At 70.5% G+C, this 20,619-nt stretch carries 22 protein-coding genes and 1 pseudogene; 7 read left to right on the top strand and 16 right to left on the bottom strand.

The window, feature by feature from the left end; translation table 11 throughout:
* Positions 1–296 precede the first annotated feature (296 nt).
* From F6J85_RS12260 to F6J85_RS12280, 5 genes are all read left to right on the top strand, one after another.
* Positions 297–1,175, top strand: a complete 879-nt coding sequence (locus tag F6J85_RS12260; RefSeq protein WP_150925363.1) for a VOC family protein — start codon at positions 297–299, stop codon at positions 1,173–1,175.
* Positions 1,172–1,630: a MarR family winged helix-turn-helix transcriptional regulator gene (locus F6J85_RS12265; protein ID WP_150925365.1), complete on the top strand. Its 459-nt coding sequence runs from the start codon at positions 1,172–1,174 to the stop codon at positions 1,628–1,630. Before F6J85_RS12260 ends, F6J85_RS12265 begins: the two co-directional genes overlap by 4 nt.
* A gap of 126 nt (positions 1,631–1,756) precedes the next feature.
* Positions 1,757–2,413 (top strand): LysE family translocator, encoded by a 657-nt coding sequence (locus F6J85_RS12270; protein WP_150925367.1) that lies wholly within the window; start codon positions 1,757–1,759, stop codon positions 2,411–2,413.
* 66 nt (positions 2,414–2,479) lie between these two features.
* Complete coding sequence (locus F6J85_RS12275) at positions 2,480–3,061, top strand: CGNR zinc finger domain-containing protein (RefSeq protein ID WP_150925369.1); 582 nt, start codon at positions 2,480–2,482, stop codon at positions 3,059–3,061.
* A gap of 135 nt (positions 3,062–3,196) precedes the next feature.
* Positions 3,197–3,667: a hypothetical protein gene (locus F6J85_RS12280; protein ID WP_150925371.1), complete on the top strand. Its 471-nt coding sequence runs from the start codon at positions 3,197–3,199 to the stop codon at positions 3,665–3,667.
* Between the two features lie 135 nt (positions 3,668–3,802).
* Here F6J85_RS12280 and F6J85_RS12285 read toward each other — a convergent pair whose 3' ends face one another.
* The 4 genes from F6J85_RS12285 to F6J85_RS12300 all read right to left on the bottom strand — a co-directional run bounded on the left by F6J85_RS12285 (position 3,803) and on the right by F6J85_RS12300 (position 6,324).
* Positions 3,803–4,087, bottom strand: coding sequence for a hypothetical protein (locus F6J85_RS12285; RefSeq protein ID WP_150920681.1), 285 nt, complete (start codon positions 4,085–4,087; stop codon positions 3,803–3,805).
* A 149-nt stretch (positions 4,088–4,236) separates the two neighbouring features.
* A complete protein-coding gene (locus F6J85_RS12290; RefSeq protein WP_191906596.1) occupies positions 4,237–4,677 on the bottom strand; it encodes an iron chaperone in 441 nt (146 codons plus the stop codon).
* A gap of 137 nt (positions 4,678–4,814) precedes the next feature.
* A complete protein-coding gene (locus F6J85_RS12295) occupies positions 4,815–5,897 on the bottom strand; it encodes a fatty acid desaturase family protein (RefSeq protein ID WP_238707120.1) in 1,083 nt (360 codons plus the stop codon).
* Between the two features lie 223 nt (positions 5,898–6,120).
* A complete protein-coding gene (locus tag F6J85_RS12300) occupies positions 6,121–6,324 on the bottom strand; it encodes a cold-shock protein (protein ID WP_135068062.1) in 204 nt (67 codons plus the stop codon).
* Positions 6,325–6,420: 96 nt separating this feature from the next.
* Here F6J85_RS12300 and F6J85_RS12305 point away from each other — a divergent pair, with 96 nt between their 5' ends.
* Positions 6,421–6,642, top strand: a complete 222-nt coding sequence (locus tag F6J85_RS12305; protein ID WP_150925377.1) for a hypothetical protein — start codon at positions 6,421–6,423, stop codon at positions 6,640–6,642.
* A gap of 194 nt (positions 6,643–6,836) precedes the next feature.
* Here F6J85_RS12305 and F6J85_RS12310 read toward each other — a convergent pair whose 3' ends face one another.
* The 10 genes and pseudogenes from F6J85_RS12310 to F6J85_RS12355 all read right to left on the bottom strand — a co-directional run bounded on the left by F6J85_RS12310 (position 6,837) and on the right by F6J85_RS12355 (position 18,193).
* On the bottom strand, positions 6,837–7,148 hold the full coding sequence (locus F6J85_RS12310) for a hypothetical protein (RefSeq protein WP_150920685.1): 312 nt from the start codon (positions 7,146–7,148) through the stop codon (positions 6,837–6,839).
* Positions 7,149–7,266: 118 nt separating this feature from the next.
* Positions 7,267–7,983: a sulfite exporter TauE/SafE family protein gene (locus F6J85_RS12315; protein ID WP_150927417.1), complete on the bottom strand. Its 717-nt coding sequence runs from the start codon at positions 7,981–7,983 to the stop codon at positions 7,267–7,269.
* A 235-nt stretch (positions 7,984–8,218) separates the two neighbouring features.
* Positions 8,219–8,581, bottom strand: coding sequence for a UBP-type zinc finger domain-containing protein (locus F6J85_RS12320; RefSeq protein ID WP_150920687.1), 363 nt, complete (start codon positions 8,579–8,581; stop codon positions 8,219–8,221).
* 12 nt (positions 8,582–8,593) lie between these two features.
* Positions 8,594–9,358, bottom strand: coding sequence for a DUF2510 domain-containing protein (locus F6J85_RS12325; protein ID WP_150925380.1), 765 nt, complete (start codon positions 9,356–9,358; stop codon positions 8,594–8,596).
* Positions 9,359–9,409: 51 nt separating this feature from the next.
* Positions 9,410–12,883, bottom strand: coding sequence for an error-prone DNA polymerase (locus F6J85_RS12330; protein ID WP_150925382.1), 3,474 nt, complete (start codon positions 12,881–12,883; stop codon positions 9,410–9,412).
* 183 nt (positions 12,884–13,066) lie between these two features.
* Positions 13,067–14,655: pseudogene (locus F6J85_RS12335) on the bottom strand (DNA polymerase Y family protein).
* Positions 14,656–15,378: a hypothetical protein gene (locus F6J85_RS12340; protein ID WP_420846083.1), complete on the bottom strand. Its 723-nt coding sequence runs from the start codon at positions 15,376–15,378 to the stop codon at positions 14,656–14,658.
* Positions 15,379–15,466: 88 nt separating this feature from the next.
* Complete coding sequence (locus F6J85_RS12345) at positions 15,467–15,964, bottom strand: HNH endonuclease (RefSeq protein WP_150920691.1); 498 nt, start codon at positions 15,962–15,964, stop codon at positions 15,467–15,469.
* Positions 15,965–16,376: 412 nt separating this feature from the next.
* Positions 16,377–17,156, bottom strand: coding sequence for a M23 family metallopeptidase (locus tag F6J85_RS12350; protein ID WP_238706949.1), 780 nt, complete (start codon positions 17,154–17,156; stop codon positions 16,377–16,379).
* Between the two features lie 335 nt (positions 17,157–17,491).
* Positions 17,492–18,193, bottom strand: coding sequence for an iron-dependent transcriptional repressor DtxR (locus F6J85_RS12355; RefSeq protein ID WP_150925386.1), 702 nt, complete (start codon positions 18,191–18,193; stop codon positions 17,492–17,494).
* 104 nt (positions 18,194–18,297) lie between these two features.
* On the opposite strand from F6J85_RS12355, the gene serC reads away from it, so the two are divergent.
* The gene (gene serC, locus F6J85_RS12360; protein WP_150925388.1) at positions 18,298–19,410 is read left to right on the top strand and encodes a phosphoserine transaminase; all 1,113 of its coding nucleotides are present in this window, start codon (positions 18,298–18,300) and stop codon (positions 19,408–19,410) included.
* 43 nt (positions 19,411–19,453) lie between these two features.
* Here serC and F6J85_RS12365 read toward each other — a convergent pair whose 3' ends face one another.
* The gene (locus tag F6J85_RS12365; RefSeq protein ID WP_150925390.1) at positions 19,454–20,167 is read right to left on the bottom strand and encodes a DUF3027 domain-containing protein; all 714 of its coding nucleotides are present in this window, start codon (positions 20,165–20,167) and stop codon (positions 19,454–19,456) included.
* Positions 20,151–20,534, bottom strand: coding sequence for a cold-shock protein (locus F6J85_RS12370; protein ID WP_150920859.1), 384 nt, complete (start codon positions 20,532–20,534; stop codon positions 20,151–20,153). Before F6J85_RS12370 ends, F6J85_RS12365 begins: the two co-directional genes overlap by 17 nt.
* Positions 20,535–20,619: the final 85 nt, after the last annotated feature.

The raw sequence follows: 20,619 nt of genomic DNA on the forward strand, positions 1-20,619 counted from the left end.
CTATCCTGGCCGGGGCCATTGAGCGACGTCGGCGGCAGGATCCGCGGCGGGTGCCGCGAGGCGCACCGACGTGGTGGTATCCGTTCCGCGCCCCTCGGCGGGTCGACGAGCGGACTCTTGCGGAATCATTCACTGCGTGGTACAAGCAGTGGCTCCGAAGATTTTATCAGGTCCCCTCTCGTGCGACCGCGGCTCGTACCCTGCTGCGCCCCCGGGAGACCTGCGCCACGGCGGCGGACGAGGAGGCGAGACGCGCGCCGCGGAATAGTTGAGCGTTCAACTCAGTTGGGGATCGCATGAGCACCAGCACACGCCTTGCCGCCGATACGGCGATGGGGGCGGTCACCCTGAACGTGGCGGATCTCGACGCGATGACGTCGTACTACCGGGACGGCGTCGGGCTGGCGGTGATGGAGCAGACGGGCCCGCGTGTCACCCTCGGGCGCGCGGGACGGCCGGTCGTCGTGCTCGCGCACACCCCCGAACTGCGGCACGCGGGGCCGCGCGAGGCCGGCCTGTTCCACACGGCGATCGTCTTCGCCACCGAGGCGGCGCTGGCCGCCGCGGTCTACTCCGTCGCTCGACTGCGCCCCGGCTCGCTCACCGGCTCCAGCGACCACCTGGTCAGCAAGGCCTTCTACTTCGACGACCCCGAGGGCAACGGCGTCGAGCTGTACTGGGACCGCGACCGCACGACGTGGAGCTGGGTCCACGGGCAGGTCGAGATGTCCACGCTGTTCTTGGACCCGAACGCCTATCTGCGGGAGCACCTGGACGAGCGCGGACTCGCCGGGGAGGCGATCGGAGAGGCCCGCGTCGGGCACATCCATCTGTCGGTCGGGGAGGTGGCGACGGCGCGCGACTTCTACGCGACCACCCTCGGGTTTGACGTGACGCTCGCGCTGGGCGACCAGGCCGTGTTCGTCAGCGCCGGCGGGTACCACCATCACATGGCGATGAACGTGTGGAACAGCCGCGGCGCGGGTCGCCGGCAGCGCACCCTGGGGCTCGGTCGCGTGGACCTCGAGCTGCCGTCCTCCGATGAGGCCGGCGCCCTGGTCGAACGCCTCCAGCACTACCGCGTCCCCGTGCGTGACGACGGCGGGAGGGTCCACTTCGAAGACCCCTGGGCCAACGCCGTCAGCCTCACCGTGACTCCCTCGGCGACCTCGTGACCGGCGCCTCCGATGCATGGCGCGATCTCATGCTCGCGACGCACCTCCTCGACGCCGCACTCGAACGGCAGGCCCAGCGCGACGGCGGCATCTCGCACGGTCACTTCAAGATCCTCGTCCTGCTGAGCGCCGCGCACGACCAGACGCTCGGCCTGAAAAGCCTCGCGGAGTCGCTCCGCTTCTCCCCCAGCCGCATCAGCCACGCGATCACCGCGCTCGAGGGCCAGGGGCTCGTCACGCGCCGCCCCGTCACGAGTGGGCGGCGCGCTTTCGAGGCCACCCTGACGCGGAGGGGACGACTGCTCGTGGGCACCGTCCTGCGCGGGCAGCGGCGGGAGATCCGCGACCCCATCCTGGACGGCCTGGGCAGTGAGGGCACGGCCGCCCTCGCCGACCTCAGCGCCCGCATCATCGCCCTGCTCGACCGCGATAATCCAGGCACGCCCGACCGCTGACGCGCCTACGCCGCGAGCTGGGCGACGATCTCGGCCCTCATCATCGGCACGGGGCCAAGCAGGCTGCCCGCGGACCCGATTTGCTGTCACGTATGGAATGTCGCCAGTGCGTGACATACTGCGGGCATGATCCTGGACATCCCGCTGGCGGTGTACCTCGCGTTCCTGGCCGCGACGCTGCTCATCGCCGTCGTCCCCGGGCCCGACCACGTGTACCTCGGTGCGGTGGCCCTGCGGGACGGGCGACGCGCGGGCACGGTGGCGGCATCGGGCATGGCGGTGTCGATGACCGTGCACACGCTCGTGGCGGTGACGGGCCTGGGCGCCCTCCTCACGGCCCTCCCCGCCGCGCTCGTGCTCATCCGCCTGCTCGGGGCGGCATACCTCATCCACCTCGGGATCGGGGCGCTGCGCGCCCGCACCGCCACCGACGCCCCGGCCGCCGCATCCACCGGCCGGAACTTCATGCGCGCGATGGTGGTCAACCTCACCAATCCCAAGATCGTCATCTTCTTCCTCGCCTTCCTCCCCCAGTTCGTCGACGGCGACGCGGGCAACCCCGCCCTGCAGCTGCTGGTCCTCGGCCTGTCGTTCGTCGTCATCGGCTTCGTGGTCGACACCGTGTACGCCTCGCTCGGCGGGCTGCTCGGGCGCTTCCTCGCCGGACGGGGCACGAAGGCGCGGGCGCTGTCCGTGATCAGCGGATGCGTCTACCTCGGGCTGGCCGCCCTGGTGCTCGTGACCGTCGTCGTGGATGTCGTCTCGGGGGCGGCCGGACGGTGACGCCTCCCGTCCGTGGCGCTCTCGTCACGTGTTAGCCTCCGACCAGCCGTGACAGAGGGGGAAGCGATGACTCACCAGGGCTCCGCGGTCGACGCACTTCCCCTCCGACTCCTGACACGCATCGTGAATGAGTACGGCGACGCACCGCGCGCGGCAGCAGGCGAATCCGGGGCCCCCTATCCCCCTGCCGACGCGCTCGGCGAGGAGGCCACCGCCTTGTGGGCGCAGCGCGCAGCGCCGCCGGAGAAGGCCTTGGTGGAGACGGCCAATCTCCTCCACCCGGTCTTCGCCGCAGCATCCGGCGGCGAGTGCGCCGATCGACTCAACACATTGATCGCCGAGGCGGGACTGACCCCGGCAATGGCGGCACGGGAGTGGGACGTGCGCGAGCAGTGGCGCACCTCCCGCCCTGGGCGCACGCTGCTGGCCGCCGCCACGCTCGCGCTCCTCGATCACCTGCGCGGCGATCCCGACGCCAGCCGGCTGGGAACGTGCCTGGGCGAGGCGTGCGTCGACGTCTACATCGACCACTCGCCCGCCCGGCGCCGGCAGTACTGCTCGCTGACGTGTCAGAACCGCGCCCGCACCCGCGCGTACCGCGCCGCCAAACGCGCCGCCGGCTCATCCCCATCCGCCGTCACGCCGTGAGCGCGAGGAGCCACGCGGGCGGATAGCGCACCTGACCGCCCACGGCAAGGCGGTTCTCGCGGATGTGCTCCGTCGGGTTCCCTGGTTCTCGACGCGCCGACTCTTCCGTCAGCGCCATACCGAGAAGGAGGAGTTGTGGACACGACAGCCCTCATCTGGATCATCGTCGCCATCGTCGTCGTGATCGCGATCATCGCCGTGGTCCTGGTCGTCACCGCAAAGGGACGGCGGGAACGCCGCCAGCGCGCTCAGCACGAGAAGGCTGAGAAGCTGCGCGCCGAGGCGAGAGAGGCAGACCTCGGCGCACGCCAGCACGAGGCCGAGCTGGCGCAGGCCCGCGCCGACACCGCGGCGGCACAGGCGGAGTCCGAGCGGGCGAAGGCCCGCGCGGCCCAGGCCGACATCGACGCGCAGCGGCGCGCCGCCGACATCGACCAGCACGCCGCTGAGGCCGCCAAACGCCGAGACGAGCAGGCCGAAACACTGCGGAAGGCCGACAAGGTCGACCCCTTCGTCGACGGCGACGGCCGCGATCGCGCAGCCACGGACGCGACGACCCGTTCGGATCGCGGCGCTACAGGCGAGAACACCGGACCGGAACGCTGATCCGCCTGCGCGCCGCGTCGTCCGCATCCTCACGGCGCGCGGGAGGTGGTTCCCATCTGAGGGACGACGAAGGTCCCCTGCGAATGCAGGGGACCTTCGTTCAATCCGTTGGGGCGATCTCCGCCCCGGCTGGGCTCAGCGGCCGTTGCCGGCCTCACGGCCTTCGCGGTCGTAGTACTCGCGGCTGCCGGACTTGGCCAGTCCGCGGCTGATCATGTAGCCGATGGTGAGCAGCGTGGCGTACAGCCAGACCTGCTCGGTTCCGAACCCCTCGCCGTCGTCACCGTTGTCCACAACGAGCGACGCGATGAACATCCCGGCGAGGATCACCACGTACACGATGAACTCCGTGGTCTTGAACGCGGCTTTGGTCTCGGTCGAGATGCGGGGGGTGCGGGCGGCGAGAGAGGTATTGCTCATGACGTTTGCGTCTTTCCTGGTAGGTATCGGGTGCGGCACGCGTTGGCGGCCTCGTCGAGGAGACCAGTGCGCACGGGTTTTGTATCCCCCCTTGCATTTGGAGGGGACCATCAGGAGAAATCTCGACCTGGCCTCGACCAGAACAGGGGTCAGCGCACCGCGGCGCTCACCAACTCGGTGACCTTCGCCTGCACCGTCGGAGTCCACGTGCGCACGGCGAATCCGACGGGCCACAGGTCGCCGTCATCCAGGTGCGCGCGATCCTCGAATCCGATCGTGGCGTACCGCGTGCCGAACTTCCGCGCCGGTTGGATGAAGACGACGATCTTGCCCTCGTCGTTGGCGTATCCGGGCATGCCGTAGTAGGTCTTCGGGACGAGCTCGGGGGCGACCTCGCTCACCACGGCGTGCAGCCCCTCCGCCAGGCTCTTGTCCTCAGGCTCGAGCGCGGAGATCGCCTCGAGGACGGCCTTCTCACCGGCGGCGCGGTTCTTGCCGGCCTTCTCCTGCGCGCGCAGCTCTTTGGCGCGCTGCTTGACCGCCTCGCGCTCCTGTGCGCTCAGCCCATCGGAGGTGTCGGTCTTGGCCATGGCAGCCATCCTTTCCGGTCGCGGTCATCTCTCGGGTCTCACGGTAGGGGTCGTCGGCGCAGCGCGCTTCTCCGATCGTGACCGAAACGACGATGCCCCCGTCCGCGCAGAGCGGACGGGGGCATCGGAAGGCGGTGTCAGACGCCGCGCAGTTCGTGACGGGTGGGGCAGTCGAACGGGTCGCGCGCGGCCAGTCCCACCTCGTTGAGGTAACGGATCACGATGGCGTACGACTCGATGAGGCTCGTCTCGGTGTACGGCACATTCAGGTTCTCGCACGCCTCGCGCACGACCACGCGGGCCCGCGAGAGGTACGGCCGGGCCATGCTCGGGAACAGGTGGTGCTCGATCTGGTAGTTCAGGCCGCCCATGAGGGTGGTCGCCCACCAGCCGCCGCGCACGTTGCGGGAGGTGCGCACCTGCTTGGTGAAGAAGTCGAGGCGGGCGTCCGGTGCGATGATCGGCATGCCCTTGTGGTTCGGAGCGAAGGACGCGCCCATGTAGACACCGAAGACGGCCATCTGCACGAAGATGAAGGCGAAGGCCAGGCCGAGCGGCAGGAAGATGAAGACCGGCACGATGACCGCGGCCAGGCGCAGCAGGATCAGGGAGAGCTCGATCCAGCGGCCCTTGACGGGCTCACGCGTGGTGACGAGGTACTTGATGCCGAGGAAGTGGAGGTTAAAGCCCTCCATGGTCAGCAGCGGGAAGAACAGCCACCCCTGACGCTGGGTGATGAAGCGGACCACGCCGCGCGCCTTGCGGGCGTCGTCCTCGACGAAGGAGATCGTGTCGATCTCGATGTCGGGGTCTTTGCTCACCCGGTTGGGGTTGGCGTGGTGGCGGCTGTGCTTGGAGTCCCACCACGAGTAGCTCATGCCGACGAGGGCAGGGCCGATGATGCGGGAGAGGCGGTCGTTCGCCGGACCCGAGGAGAGGATGACGCGGTGCGCGGCCTCGTGTGCGAGGAACGCGATCTGCGTGAAGACGATGCCGAGTCCGGCAGCGATCAGGAGCTGGAACCAGCTGTCGCCCAGCAGGATGAAGCCGGTGATGAGACCAGCCAGCGCGACCGCGAGGGCGCCGGCGACCAGAGCGTAGAACCACTGGGCGCGGCGAAGCAGACCCATTTCTTTCACCACCTGCGAGACCTGGGTATAGGCCTTAGCGACAGGCGGGAAGGACTCGCGGGTGGCATACGTCTGCCGGACCGGACCCAACGTGGCTACAGGGGACGAAACAGTGGTCAAGAGGCTCCTTGGGTGTACAGCAAGACCAGAGTCCCTGCTGAGACGGTGCGGGAGGCGATCACAACCCGCTATCGCCGACCCTACGGGGGACGGCTGGTGCCCATGTGTGAACCACGCGATACACAGCTAGTCCACAGCAGGGGCAGGGTATAGAAAAAGGATGCGGCGGGCTTTCGCCCGCCACATCCTTGCATCACACGAGGCGAATGCTCGAGGCCTGCGGGCCCTTCGGGCCACGCTCGACGTCGAACTCGACGCGCTGCGCCTCTTCGAGCGAGCGGAAGCCGCCACCCTCGATCGCGCTGTAGTGCGCGAACACGTCGGGCGAGCCGTCCTCGGGTGCGATGAAGCCGTAGCCCTTTTCGGAGTTGAACCACTTAACAGTTCCGAATGCCATCGGATCTCTCTTTCTTGAAGAGGGGCCGCGACGGCGACCCCGATGACCGCGACGAACACATCGCGGAGATATGGGGCGACGTCGCCCGAGATGAGGGTGGCCACAGTCGTAGCCGGTGGGGGTCTCGAGCGCGTCCTGCGCTGCAGCGAGGCCCGTGAACACTCCCAGACGTACCCCGACTGCGTCGTGCGCGGAGAATCCAGCGTCATCGACCGTGACGTGCCCGGCGTACTCGCCGCGCGAGTGCGCGACATACACGTCGAGATCGGCCTTGAGCCACGTCAGCAGAGCGGGGGGTACGGCGGTGGAGAGAAGTGAAGAAGAGATGTGAAGAAGTCGATTCAGTTCGTGCAGTCCGGTTCGGCAATGATCGTCACGGACTTCGGTTTCTGTGCCCGGTCGGGCGTTGCCCGTCTTTGGACATACCAACCGGACAGCCGGCGTGCTCGTCTGCGCGCCGTTCTCCCACCCTACAGCAGTGCGGCCGAAAAGTCCTCTTCGCGTGGATATCGTCAGTTCTGCTCGTCCCAGTCGAATCCGGCCGTGGTGCCGGCGAGCACGGCAGCACGACGGCGGATGCTCCACGCGGCGAGGTCCTCGCCCTCCAGTGAAAGCGGCAACTGAGGTTCGGATCGCACGGCCACCAGTGGCGTGCCGGCACCCAGGGTCAGCCACGCCTGGGCGGGCTGACCGTCCAGCAGCGCCGGGATCGAAACGAGTTCGGTGCGTCCCTGGTCGGCGAGCACTCGGAAATACTCCAACAACGCCTCGGCGACGTCGTCACTGGTGGCCAGGCGGGCGCCCGTGACGAAGATGTCGAACATCTGCTCTCCCTCGTACATTGAGTGCGCTCGGGTGCGCGTACACGATCGATCCATGTTCATCAAGATGCCGGCACAGACCTAGCCCTTGACCCCGTCGCAGGCCCGCGCTAGACAGCGGTCACCACAACAGGTAGAGCGCTCCGATGACGGTGAGCACGATGACGAGCCGCTCGAACACCTCCTGACGCAGGCGCCTTGCCAGCACGCGGCCGGCCAGCGCACCCACGATCACCGCGGGAAGCAGCCACAGGTCGATCCACAGGCTGTCGACCGAGAACAGCCCGAGGGCGGCGGCGAAGGGCACCTTGCCGATGTTGACGACGGCGAAGAACCACGCGGCGGTGCCCAGGAACGTCTTCACCGGGAAGCGGGCGGCAAGGAAGTACATCGACATGACCGGTCCGGCGGCGTTGGCGACCATGGTCGTGAATCCCCCGAGGGTGCCGTACACCGCCGCCGCGGGCCATCCGCCGCTCGGCTCGCGGCCGCCACGGGCGGCGGCGTACCGCCGCCACAGCGTCACGGCCACCACCAGCAGGAGCAGCACGCCGATGACGCGCCGCACCCCGACGTCGTCGGCGACGGCGAGGAACAGCACGCCGAGGAGGATCCCCGCCAGCACGGCCGGGATGAGCCGCACCAGCATGCGCCAGCGGGCGTGCCGCCGATACGTCCACAGCGCGAACATGTCTCCGACGATGAGAAGCAGCAGCAGCGTCGCCGTCGATTCACGGGCTGGGAGGACGGCCGCGAAGAGCGCGACGGCGAGCGTGCCGGCCCCGGGAAGCGCGGTCTTGGACAGCCCGACCACCACAGCGCCCAGCGCCAGCAGCATCCACGAGACGATCGTGAGATCGTCGAGGGCGACGGCACCGGTCACCCCCTCAGGCTATGCCCCGCGACACCGGGCCTGACACGCGAAAGGGGCGAGCCCGAAGGCCCGCCCCCGCGCGTGATCGCCGCTACTGCTCGATCGGATGCGGTGCATCCGACTCGTGCGCGCGGATGGTGGCGTCGCCGGCGTCGGTGGCCACTTCGATGCGGCGCGGCTTGGCGCGCTCGCTGACGGGTCAGCGACCAGCCGCGCGGGCGGCGAGCTGCCGCCGCCAGTCGGACGGGACCCGCCCTTCCGGCCCGGGTGAGGGCTGGGACTCCGGCCGGCTGGTCGGCTCAGCCAGGGCCGGCCCCTCCACCATGGCCTGCTCCTGGTAGTCCCACCACCAGTCCTCGCCGGGCTCGAAGCTCTGGATGAACCGGTGCCCTGTGCTGTGCCAATGCGCGGTGGCATGCCGCGACAGCGAATCGTCGCAGCATCCGACATGCCCGCACGCCGCACAGCGGCGCAGATGCACCCACCAGCCCCCGTCGGCGTCGCAGTCGATGCATCCCGTCGACGAGGGCGGGGCGGTGGGGTCGATCTGAGCCGGAGTCATGGCTGCAGGTCGTTACGGGGCCATCGGGCTGTCGTAGATGGCGGCCAGGGCGAACAGCTGGTTCAGGAGGTAGGAGGCGAACACCACACCGATGATCAGCGTTCCCACCGATACGGCGATCCAGGCCCACACCGGGCCCAGGCCCTTGCCGGTCTGCCGGCGCAGCACCACGCCCCGGCCGATGACGTACACGCCGTTGCTGATCACCAGGGTGAAGAAGATCCACGCCCAGTGGAACGGCTTGTCGATCCCGCGCGCACGCAGCGCGCGCCAGTCGAGGTAGGCGAAGACGATCTGCGCGGCGATGACGAGGTAACCCAGGAGGGTCAGCAGAAGCGTCGCTCCGGTGAACGATCCCACCCACTCCGCCGACGCGGAGCCGTTGGGGTCGAGGACGGCGGCTTCGAGGAAGCCGTTCCAATCGAGGAAGAACAGCGGCACGATGCTCAGCAGCGGCACGAAGACGACCAGCCAGATCCACGGCGTGTCGGTCGGAATGTCGCGTCGCACCGGAGCGGGGGCCGCCGACGGATAGGACGGATAGGCGGAGGGTGCCGACGAGTACGCGGCAGGCGCCTGCTGGTAGGGCGGGTACGCGGCGGGGGCCGCGGGCGCGGCGCTGGCCGGGGCTGCGGGCGCCGCGTTGGCCGGGGCGGCGGGTGCGGGGTTCGCGGGCTGACGGGCTTCGGTCCACGCCGTGCCGTTCCACCAGCGGTGGACGGAGGGGTTGTCAGGGTCGGCGTACCACCCCGGAGGGAACTGCTGTGCGTCGGTCATGTCGATCCTTCCGAAGTGCCGTATTCGGGTCGAGTCTAGAGGTCACCGGACTCAGCGGAAATCACGTGACGAGTGCGCCACCCCCACCCTCAGATCGTCGAAACGATCGGCGACGAGGTTCGTCACCCCCTCCACCGAACGCTCCAGCATCCCCCGGACGATGAGGGCCGGCGACTCCCGCACGATGCGCCGATGACGGTTCCACACCCCGACCGAGCAGATCACGTTGACCAGCCCGTGCTCGTCCTCGAGATTGAGGAATGTGATGCCGGATGCTGTGGCCGGTCGCTGCCGGTGGGTCACGAGCCCGGCGACCTCGACCCGCCGGCCGTTCTCGTGCGTGCGCAGCTCCCGCGAGGTGAGCACGCCGCGCGCGTCGAGCTGGGAGCGGTAATGCGCGAGCGGATGATCGCCCGGCGAGATCCCGGTCGCCCACAGGTCGGCGGCGAGCACCTCGTAGCTGGTGGGATCGGGGAAGAGGGGCGGCTGCACCGACACCATCGATTCGGGCAGGTACTCGGCCCGATCCTGCGCGGCCGAACCGGCGCTCCAGATCGCCTCCCGGCGGGTGACGCCGAGACACTCGAAGGCGCCCGCGGTGGCGAGGGCCTCCAACTGCACGGCGGTGAGCCCGGTGCGGCGCACGAGGTCGCGCAGATCGCGGTACGGACCCGACGCTTCGCGCTCGGCCACGATGCGCTCGGCCACCTTCGCGCCGATCCCGGTGACGGCGGCCAGCCCGAGGCGCACGGCGAACCGCCCGTCCCGGCGGTGCGCCTCCGACTCGTCCGGTTCGGAGGGGTCGAATTCGCCCACCGGCGGCTGCACGCGCTCGGCGCACGCCTCCCGCCCGGTCGGCGGAAATCGAGGGGATCGCGCGGATCGAGGAGCGGATCCGTCCGCAGCATCCCCGATTCCCGGGATCTCCTCGGATTCCGCGTGCGGTTCGAGGAGGGCCTGCACCCCCGAGCGCAGCAGGTCGGGGCGGCGCACCTCGACGCCGTGCCGGCGAGCGTCGGCGCTCAGCGTCGCCGGCGAGTAGAACCCCATCGGCTGCGCGCGCAGGAGCCCGGCCAGGAACGCGGCCGGATAGTGCAGCTTGATCCATGAGCTGGCGTAGACCAGCAGGGCGAACGAGAGGGAGTGGGATTCGGCGAACCCGAAGTTCGCGAACGCCTGGATCTTCGCGTAGATCCCGTCGGCGACCTCGCCGGTGAGGTTGTTGCGGGCCATTCCGGCGTACAGCTTCTCGCGGAGCTTCTCGATCCGCTCCACGCCGCGCTTGGATCCCATCGCCCGGCGGAGGAGGTCGGCATCCTCCGCGGTGCAGTCCCCCACCGCGACGGCCATCTGCATGAGCTGCTCCTGGAACACCGGCACGCCCATCGTGCGCTCGAGCACGGGCTTCAGCTTCGGGTGCGCGTAGGTCACCTCCTCCTGGCCCAGCTTGCGGCGGACGAACGGATGCACCGCCCCGCCCTGGATCGGACCGGGGCGCACGAGCGCGATCTGCACCACGAGGTCGTAGAACCGGCGCGGCTGCAGGCGCGGGAGGAGCCCCATCTGCGCGCGCGACTCGACCTGGAACACCCCGATCGAATCGGCGCGGCACAGCATGTCGTAGACCGCCTTCTCCTCCTTCGGGATCGTCGCGAGCTCCCACGCCTCCCCCGTGGCGTCACGGATGAGGTCGAAGCAGTACTGCAGCGCCGCCAGCATCCCCAGGCCCAGCAGATCGAACTTCACCAGCCCCATCCAGGCGGCATCGTCCTTGTCCCACTGGATGACGGTGCGATCCTCCATCCGTGCGTGCTCGATCGGCACGACCTCCCCCACCGGGCGGTCGGTGAGCACCATGCCGCCGGAGTGGATCCCCAGGTGCCGCGGCGCCTTCAGCAGTTCGGTCGCGTACGCGAGCACCTGGTCGGGGATGTCGTGGTCGGCGCCGGTGTCGAGCGCCGCCCCCCACCGCTCGACCTGCTTCGACCATGCGTCCTGCTGCCCCGGCGAGTGCCCGAGCGCCTTGGCCATGTCGCGGACGGCGTTCTTCGGCCGGTACTGGATGACGTTGGCCACCTGCGCGGCCCGGTCACGGCCGTACTGGCGGTACACCCACTGGATGATCTCCTCGCGGCGGTCGGAGTCGAAGTCGACGTCGATGTCGGGCTCCTCGTCGCGGAGGCTCGAGAGGAACCGCTCGAACGGCAGGTCGTAGGCGATCGAGTCGACCGCGGTGATGTCGAGCAGGAAGCACACGGCGCTGTTCGCTGCCGAACCGCGACCCTGGCACAGGATGCCGCGGCGGCGGGCCTCCTGCACGATGCCGTAGACGATGAGGAAGTAGCCGGGGAAGTCCTTCATCTCGATCACCCCCAGCTCGCGCTCGATGCGGTCGCGATCCTTCGGCTTCAGGTCGGGGTACTTGCGCGGCACCGCCTCCCAGACGAGATGCCGCAGCCACGACATCGGCGTGTGCCCGTCGGGCACCTCCTGCTTCGGCAGCGCGGGCTTGGCGCGCCGCAGGGGGAAGGCCAGCTCGTCAGCGAGGGTCACGGTGCGCGCCACCGCGCCGGGGTACCGCGCGAACCGGCGGGCCATCTCCGCACCCGAGCGCAGGTGCGCACCGGCGTGGGCGGGCAGCCATCCGTCGAGTTCGTCCAGGCCCCGGTTCGCCCGCACCGCGGCCACGGCCGCTGCCAGGAGTTCACGCTCGGGGACGGCGTAGTGCACGTTGTTCGTGGCGAGCAACGGCAGCTTCCGCTCGGCGGCGAGCGCGGCGAGGAGGTCGTTGTGGCGCGAGTCCAGCGGATTGCCGTGATCCATCAGTTCGACGTGCACCGCGTCGGGTCCGAAGCGCTCGACGAGCCGGTCGAGCGCGGCGGCCGCCGCATCCGGACCTTGCTCGGCGAGCGCGCGACGGACGGTTCCCTTGCGACATCCGGTGAGCACCGCCCAGTGCGGGTCGCGGGGGCCGCCGGAGCGCTCGGCGAGCTCGTCGAGGTCGTACACCGGCCGGCCCTTCTCGGCGCCGCGCAGCTGTGCGGCCGTGATCGCCGCCGCGAGCCGGTGGTACCCCTCCTCCCCGCGGGCCAGCACGAGCAGGTGCGAGCCGACCGGATCGGGTTCGCCGTTCTGCGGCCCGGGCAGGTTCAGCGACAGCTCCGCGCCGAACACGGTGCCCAGCTGCAGCGTCTCGGCGGCCTCGGCTAATCGGACGATCCCGTAGAAGCCGTCGTGGTCGGTGACCGCCAGGGCGTGCAGCCCCAGCCGCTCGGCCTCCTCGGCGAGTTCTTCGGGCGAGGATGCGCCGTCCAGGAACGAGTACGACGAGTGGGCGTGCAGTTCCGCGTAGGGCACGGCGTCGGCCGGACGCTCGATGGCCGGGGGCACGTACGGTCCGCGCTTGTGCGACCACGCCGGGCTGTCACCACCGTCCGCTCCGGCGGGAACCGTGCCGGGGCGACGTCGATCACTGAGCGTGCGTTCGATCTCCGACCACGGCACGGGCGGGTTGTGGAAGCCCATCAGTCGCCCCCTCCGCCCGGCCCCGCCGGCGCAGGACGCAGAGGTGCTGCGAGCGGAGGAGATGTCGCGAGCGGAGGAGGAAATGCGCGGGTCTGCTCCTCCCGCCACCACATCTCCTCCCCCCGCGACGCGGAGGCGGGGTGGGCCGTAAAGGTGGATTGCGACGCGGGGAGGGGGCGGGGGTCAGTCATAGCGCCCCTCCGCGGTCCAGGTGCCGCCCTCCTCCACCAGCAGCCACGCCGTTCCGTCGTCGTCGACCACCTGGAAGCGGTGCGCTCGGCGACGGCGCGCCGCATCCCATCCCCGCTCGCGGATCGGCCACGGCCCCGCCCACGACCGGATGCGGCTGCGCCGAGCCCCCGCGGCGAGGAAGGCCGGCGGGGCGCTCATGACCTCACGCTCCCCACGGCCACCGTCGCCCCCGCGACGTCGGTGACCTCCACCGGTCGCGGCTCGGGGTAGACGGTGGTCGGCAGCGGATCGGGCAGGCTTCCCGGCCACGGGCGCGCACGTTCCTTCGCCACCACCGCCCGGTCGCCCCACGGCACGAGCACCTGCCGCTCGACCAGCCAGCGGCCGCCGCCGATCGCCGGGGTGAGCACGCCGCGATGACCGAGAATCGCCTGCACGCGCGAGAGGGCGTGGTGCACCCGCTCCTCCGGGCCCGAGCCGAACAGCCCGATCACGTGGTGGGAGGCCTCGTCCACGGCCTCCGGCGAGATCCGCACGCGCGCGACGCCGCTGCCCAGGATGCTCTGGGCGTCTTCGGCGAGCTGCCATCGCACCCGGTCGACGACGGCGGCCGCGTCGAAGGACCCCGGATGCAGCCACACCCGTTCGCTGCGCTCCCCCCGGTCTCCGGTGAGTTCGACGCGCAGCTCCGTGCACACCAGGCGCCGCTCTGCGAGGGCGACGACGAACTCGTCGGCGGCGATGCGCACGCCGAAGGCGATCTGCTCGGCCAGCTCCAGAGGCGGCTCGAAGACCACCTCACGATGCAGCTCGGGCGGCGGGGTACGGGGTTCGATCGGCCGCGAGTCGCGCCCGCCGGCGAGCGCGTGCAGCCGCACCCCCTGCTCGCCGAACCGCTCGCGCACGCGGTCGACGCCCATCGCCGCGAAGGCCCCGAGAGTGTGCACGCCCAGTCGAGCGAGCAGCTCGGGGAGGCCGGCCTCCCGGGAGCCCGAGCGTCCCGGCGACCCCGCTGTGAACCCCGAAGAGGTATCGAGCACGGCCACCGACAGCGGCGCGAGGAACTCCGCCGCATCCCCGGGTGGCACGACCCGCACGGGATCGTCGGGGCCGGCGGCCCGGGCGGCCAGCTGGGCGGTGAACAGCCCGTCGGCGATTCCCGCCCGCACCGCCGCCACCCCGCCTGCTCGAAGCGCGGTCACGAGGGTGCGCGCCGCCTCCGCCTCTCCCCCGTAGTAGCGGGCAGGCCCGCGTGCCCGCAGGGCGCACAGCCCAGGGCGCACGATCTGCACGCCCGGGGCGAGCTCTTCGATGCGGGCGACCAGGGGCGCGAAGGCGCGCGCATCACGCACCGGATCGGCCGGGACGACACTCAGCCCCGGACAGGCCGCTTGCGCGTCTCGTCGGCGCTGGCCGCGCCGCACACCGGCGGCCCGCGCCGCATCCGAGCACGCCACCACGACGTTGTGCTCGAACACCGCGACGGCGGCGCCGGGATCGGCCTCGGCACCGTCCAGGACGAGTGCGGTCACCGGCCAGTCGGGGAACCACAGCACGAGACTGCGCACGGGTGAGAGCACTCAGCCCACCGCCCTCACCTCGGACAGCTCCGGCACCGCCTCCAGGCGGGGACGTGCGGCGGCGGCCGGGCCGAGGAGCGACACGGTGCCGTCGGCGGCGGGCAGCAGCATCCGTGCCCGGCGCGCCGTCGGTGACCGGCGGCTCGTCACCGACACGGTCAATTCGCGTCCGGCGAGATACCCGTGCCCGGCGCCCAGTCCCTCCCAGCGCGGATCGGCGACATCGATCGCCGCCTCCGCCTGGGGCCACGGCCCCTGCACGAGCAGCACCGTCCCGCGGTCACGCAGCCGGGCGGCCAGACGCGAGACGGCGCTCTCGGTCACCCGCGCCGGCGGGCGCACGGCGACCACGGGCATCACTTCGGCGATCGTCGCGGTGATCGCCAGCCACCGCGGACCGGGCTCGGGCACGAAGACGAGCCGGTCGAGGTCGAGCCCGTACCGTTCGGCGGCTTCGGCGCCCAGATCGGGCATGCCCACCGCCGCGCACCACGCGCCGTCCTGCGACGGCCGCGCCATCAGCGCCAGCAGCAGGGCGGTGGAGGACGCGAGGGCGTAGGCGGAACCCGGACGCAGTCCGCCGCCGGGGAGAAGGCCGGCGAACGCCGGATGCGTCGGCAGCACAGGAGCGTCGAGGCGACGGCCCTGCATCCGCTCGAGCTGCGCCCGCAGCTCGCTCACGTCACGCAGCGCCTCCGCCTCGGTCCGCACGATCGCCCTCACTCCCACAGGCTAGAACATCTGTTCTAGGGTCTCAATCCCGTGGTTCGAAGATACGAACGGCCTCCGACATCCGGGAGGCGGCCGAGACTCAGGCGGCGAGGGCCAGGTAGGGCTCCCAGCGCGGATCCGCGCGATCGGTGCCGCGCACCGTCCACTGCATCCCCCGCGGCGGCCCGGGGATCACGCGCAGCTCCCACGACATCTCCTGCGGCGTGCGATCGCCCTTGAGGTTGTTGCAGCGCAGACAGCAGGCCACGAGGTTCTCCCACGAGTCCGCCCCGCCGCGCGAGCGGGGCAGGACGTGGTCGATCGTGGAGGCGGCCTTGCCGCAGTACGCGCATCGGTGCCCGTCGCGACGCAGGACGCCCCGGCGCGTCACCGGCACCCGACGCGCACCCGGCACGCGTACGTACCGCGTGAGGAGGATGACGGCGGGACGGTCGTAGCTGTCCATCGCCCCCCACACCGGATCTCCCTCGACCCGTTCGATGACGGTGGCCTTCTCGTTCATCACGAGCACCAGCGCCCGCTTGAACGACACGACCGCGAGCGGCTCGTAGCCCGCATTGAGCACCAGTGTGCGCATTCCGCTTCCTCTCGAATGGCCGGGACGGATTCTCGGATATTCGACGTGCGACGGATCAAGGGGTGCGAGGGTATGAAAAAGGCGCTGTCTTCACAGACAGCGCCACGATGTCACGGCGGGGCCGCGGCATCCGATTCCATGATGCCGAAGGACGAGCAGGCCGAGCGCATCCGTGGTGCGGATGCGAGGTGTGCTGCCCATCGGCGACCTCCGCTTTCTCTCAGCGTCGGTGACAGGCTAACCCACCGGGCACAGGGCGGGATCGGCTGGAGCCAAACGCACTGCGGCGTGTCGGGCAGCGCCCCCGGCCCGCTCCGACGGTGGGTGGCGTCGACGGAGACCGGCGTGCGCGGCGTGCGCGGTCGCCGAACCTCCGGGATTCAGGAGGAACGCGGCGCGAGTGGGCGGAGCGTCAGCTGGCGTTGGCCTGCAGCCAGCCGTACGGATCGACGACGGAGCCGTTCACGTGGACCTCGAAGTGCAGGTGGCACGCCGTGGAGCTGCCGGTCGAGCCGACCACGCCGATGAGCTGACCGGGTGCGACCGTCTGGCCCGACTGCACGACACGGCTGCCGTAGGTCATGTGGCCGTACAGGGTGCTCACGCGCTGGCCGTTGATGACGTGGTCGATCGTGACCGCCACGCCATACCCGCCGAAGCTCTCCTGCGACACGCGCACCACGCCGCCGGCGGCGGCGAACAACGGCGTGCCGCATCCGGCGAGCAGGTCGACGCCCTGGTGGTAGCCCGAGTCGCCCAGCCCGCGGCCGAGCCGGTAACCCGACAGCGGCCAGCGCACCTCGCCCGAACCGGGCGCGGTCATCGACAGGTCGACCGAGGACAGAGTCGTCACCGGAGTCGCGGCGGCACGTGCGCGTGCACGTTCGGCCGCGGCCTCGGCGGCCTTCTTCTTCTCGATCTCCTCGGCCGTGGTGGCGGCATACGAGCTGCGCTCGAGCTGCATTCCCGACACGTCGGATGCGACCACGAGCGTCTGGGCGTCGTCGGCCGACATCTGCTGGAGGGTCTGGGCCTCCTCTTCCGGCTGCCATGCCGCGTAGGCGGGGAGGGCGACGGTGGCGATGAGGCCGGCGACCATCGTCAGGATCGCGGCGCTGCGCAGCGGAGTCTTGCCCGATCGCACCCGCCGCGGTGCGGCAGGTCGCTCGACGGCGCGCGGCGTGCGCGCCATGGGGCGCGTCTTCGCTTGGGGGGATGTGCGCGCTCGGGTTCGGCGCGTCATGTCGGTGATGTTCTGCTCGGGTGCAGAACCCACCGGCTCGGTCTCTTCAGCCAATAGTTCCTCCGGCGCCTCCGCGCCGTCAGGCACTGGTTCGTCGGCACTCGATGTCTGGGCACGATGCGGGTTTTGCCCTCCGCAGACGACGAACCGATGAGGCAGCCTGCGCGGGGTCCGACGGTGGGCTTCTCACCTGTGGACGGGACTGAGGCTACCGGAAGGTAACGAATAAGTCACGTTCAGACGAACGCTGTGGAAAACCTCACGGCGGATACGGATGTGGAGAGTCAGCGCCGGTCGTCGACGAGGAAGATGTGGGACGCCACTTCGACGGGCAGTTCGAGCCCCTCGTCGCTGCCCTCCATCTGCACCAGGACGTACCCCTCGCTGAAGCGGTAGTCGCCGCGCGCGCCGGGCATGACGCCGGCCGCCTTGAGCTGCTGCAGCAGCTCGGGATCGACCTGCGCGGGCTCGGCGAGCCGGCGCACGGTGCCCTCGATGGGCCCGCCCGCCTCGGTGAGCCGGCGCACCAGACCGACGACGCCCTGTTCGAAGGTGTTCGCGGGGACGTCGCCGAGCTGATCGAGACCGGGGATGGGATTGCCGTACGGCGATTCGGTGGGGTGGCCGAGCAGTTCGACCAGACGGCGCTCCACCTGCTCGCTCATGACATGCTCCCAGCGGCATGCCTCTTCATGGACGTATGCCCAGTCGAGGCCGATCACGTCGCTGAGGAGCCGCTCGGCCAGGCGGTGCTTGCGCATGACATCGACGGCCTTCTGGCGCCCGGCGTCGGTGAGCTCGAGCCGGCGGTCATCCGAGACGACGACCAGGCCGTCGCGCTCCATGCGCCCCACCGTCTGCGACACCGTCGGGCCGGAGTGGCCCAGGCGCTCGGAGATCCGCGCGCGCAGCGGCACGATGTTCTCCTCCTCGAGTTCGAGGATCGTGCGCAGGTACATCTCCGTCGTGTCGATGAGATCGGTCATGGGGGTGTCCTCGGCGCTCGGGTGGAGCATCCAGCCTATCCAACGCCGGGGACGACGGCCCCGGGCGGACGGGGCGGCTCCGGCGACCGCTCTACAATCGAGCCATGCCGCACGTGGATCTGCCTCGCGACCTGCTGCCCGCCGACGGACGCTTCGGATGCGGGCCGTCCAAGATCCGCGGAGCACAACTGGAGGCGCTGGTGACGCGGGGCGCCACCCTGCTGGGCACCTCGCACCGCCAGGCGCCCGTGAAGGGCCTGGTCGGCAGCGTGCGCGCGCGCCTGGCAGAGTTGTTCCGCCTTCCCGACGGCTATGAGGTCATCGCCGGAAACGGCGGATCCACGGCGTTCTGGGACGCCGCCGCCTTCGGACTCATCGAGCAGCGCGCTCAGAACCTCGTCTTCGGCGAGTTCGGCGGAAAGTTCGCCGCGGCTGCGAAGGCCCCGTGGCTGCAGGCTCCCGACGTGCGCACGGCGGAGCCGGGCACGCGGACAGCCGCGGAGCCGGTCGAAGGCGTCGACGTCTACGCGTGGCCGCACAATGAGACCTCCACCGGCGTCACGGCCCCCATCGTGCGCGTGACGGGCGACGCCGGCGCGCTCACCGTCATCGACGGCACGAGCGCCGCCGGCGGCATCGACCTGGAGATCGGCGAGGCCGACGTCTACTACTTCGCCCCGCAGAAGAACCTCGGCTCGGACGGCGGCCTGTGGTTCGCCGTGGTCTCCCCCGCGGCGATCGAGCGCATCGAGCGGATCGCCGCATCCGGCCGGTACATCCCCGAGTTCCTCAGCCTGAAGAACGCGCTGGACAACTCCCGCCTGCAGCAGACGCTGAACACCCCGGCCCTCACGACGCTCCTTCTCCTGGACGACCAGCTCGGATGGATCCTCGACAACGGCGGCCTGGCGTGGGCCGGGGCCCGCACGCGCGAGTCGTCGCAGCTGCTGTACGACTGGGCCGACGCGTCCGCGGTGGCGACCCCGTTCGTCGCCGACCCCGCCGATCGTTCACCCGTCGTGGTGACGGTGGACTTCGACGAGCGCGTGGATGCGGCGGCCGTGGCCGCGAGCCTGCGCTCCAACGGCATCGTCGACACCGAGCCGTACCGCAAGCTCGGCCGCAATCAGCTGCGCGTCGCCACGTTCGTCTCGATCGAGCCCGACGACATCCGCCAGCTGATCCGCTGCATCGACTACACGATCGAACGCCTCTGACGCCCGTTCGCCCGTCAGCGCGACGGGCGAACTGCAGCGCGAGTCAGTCCTCGTCCGAGTCGTCCTCGTCCGAATCGTCGTCGGAGTCGTCCTCGTCGTCGTCCGAGTCGTCGTCGTCCGAGTCATCCTCGTCGGAATCGTCCTCGTCCGAATCGTCCTCGTCGTCCTCGTCGTCGTCGGAGTCGTCCTCGTCGTCGGAGTCGTCCTCGTCCGAATCGTCCTCGTCGTCCTCGTCGTCATCGGATGCGGCGGGGTCCAGCTCGTCGATGTCGACACCGTCCAGGTCGCCCGCGTGCAGGATCGGCGACCCGTCGTCATCGAGCTCGTCGTCGTCGAGATCGTCACCGAGCACCTCGTCGATCTCGTCCTCGTCGAGCTCGCCGGAGTCGTCCCCGTCCTCGAGGTCGGATCCGCTCGACCCTGCCGAGGATGCGCGCGCCGTGGCCTGGTACTCCGCCAGGCGCACCGCCCACGGCACCCACTCCGGCGCGACCAGCGCGTCGTCGCCGGGGAGCAGCTCCACCTCGAGCACGGTCGGCTCGGCGTCTTCGACACGGGCGACGCTCACGGTCCAGAACCAGCCCGGGTACCCGGCCAAGCGGTTGGCGAAGCGCAGCGAGATCACGCCGTCGCCCTCGTCCAGGTAGCCCACCGGATCCCCGATCGACGCCTCGGAGGTCACTTCCCGCAATGCGGCGCGGGCGAGGTCGGATGCGCCGAGGAGACGCTCGTCCACCGGCTCAGGCATCGAGGTCATCGGCGACCTTGCGCAGCACGGCGGCGACCTTCTTGCCGTGCGAGCCGCTGGGGTAGCGGCCGCGACGGAGGTCGGTGCCGATGTCGTCGAGGAGCTTGACGAGATCCTCCACGATCACCGCCATGTCGTCGGCGGGCTTGCGGCTGCGCTTGGCGACGCTCGGAGGCGCCTGAAGGACGCGCACCGACAGCGCCTGCAGGCCGCGCTTGCCCTCGGCCACGCCGAACTCCAGCCGCGTTCCGGCCTTGGGTGCGGGGGTGCCGGCGGGCAGGGCAGTGGCGTGCAGGAAGACGTCCTGGCCGTCATCGCCCGTGATGAAGCCGAAGCCCTTCTCTTCGTCGTAGAACCTGACCTTGCCGGTGGGCATCGAGAACCTCGCTGAGACGGGGGTCCGCGCGGGCGCGGACGTGAGTGGATCGCGACCGGTGCGTCGCCACCTTCCAGACTACGGC

The organism is Microbacterium lushaniae, from assembly GCF_008727775.1.
In the GTDB taxonomy this organism is placed as follows: domain Bacteria; phylum Actinomycetota; class Actinomycetes; order Actinomycetales; family Microbacteriaceae; genus Microbacterium; species Microbacterium lushaniae.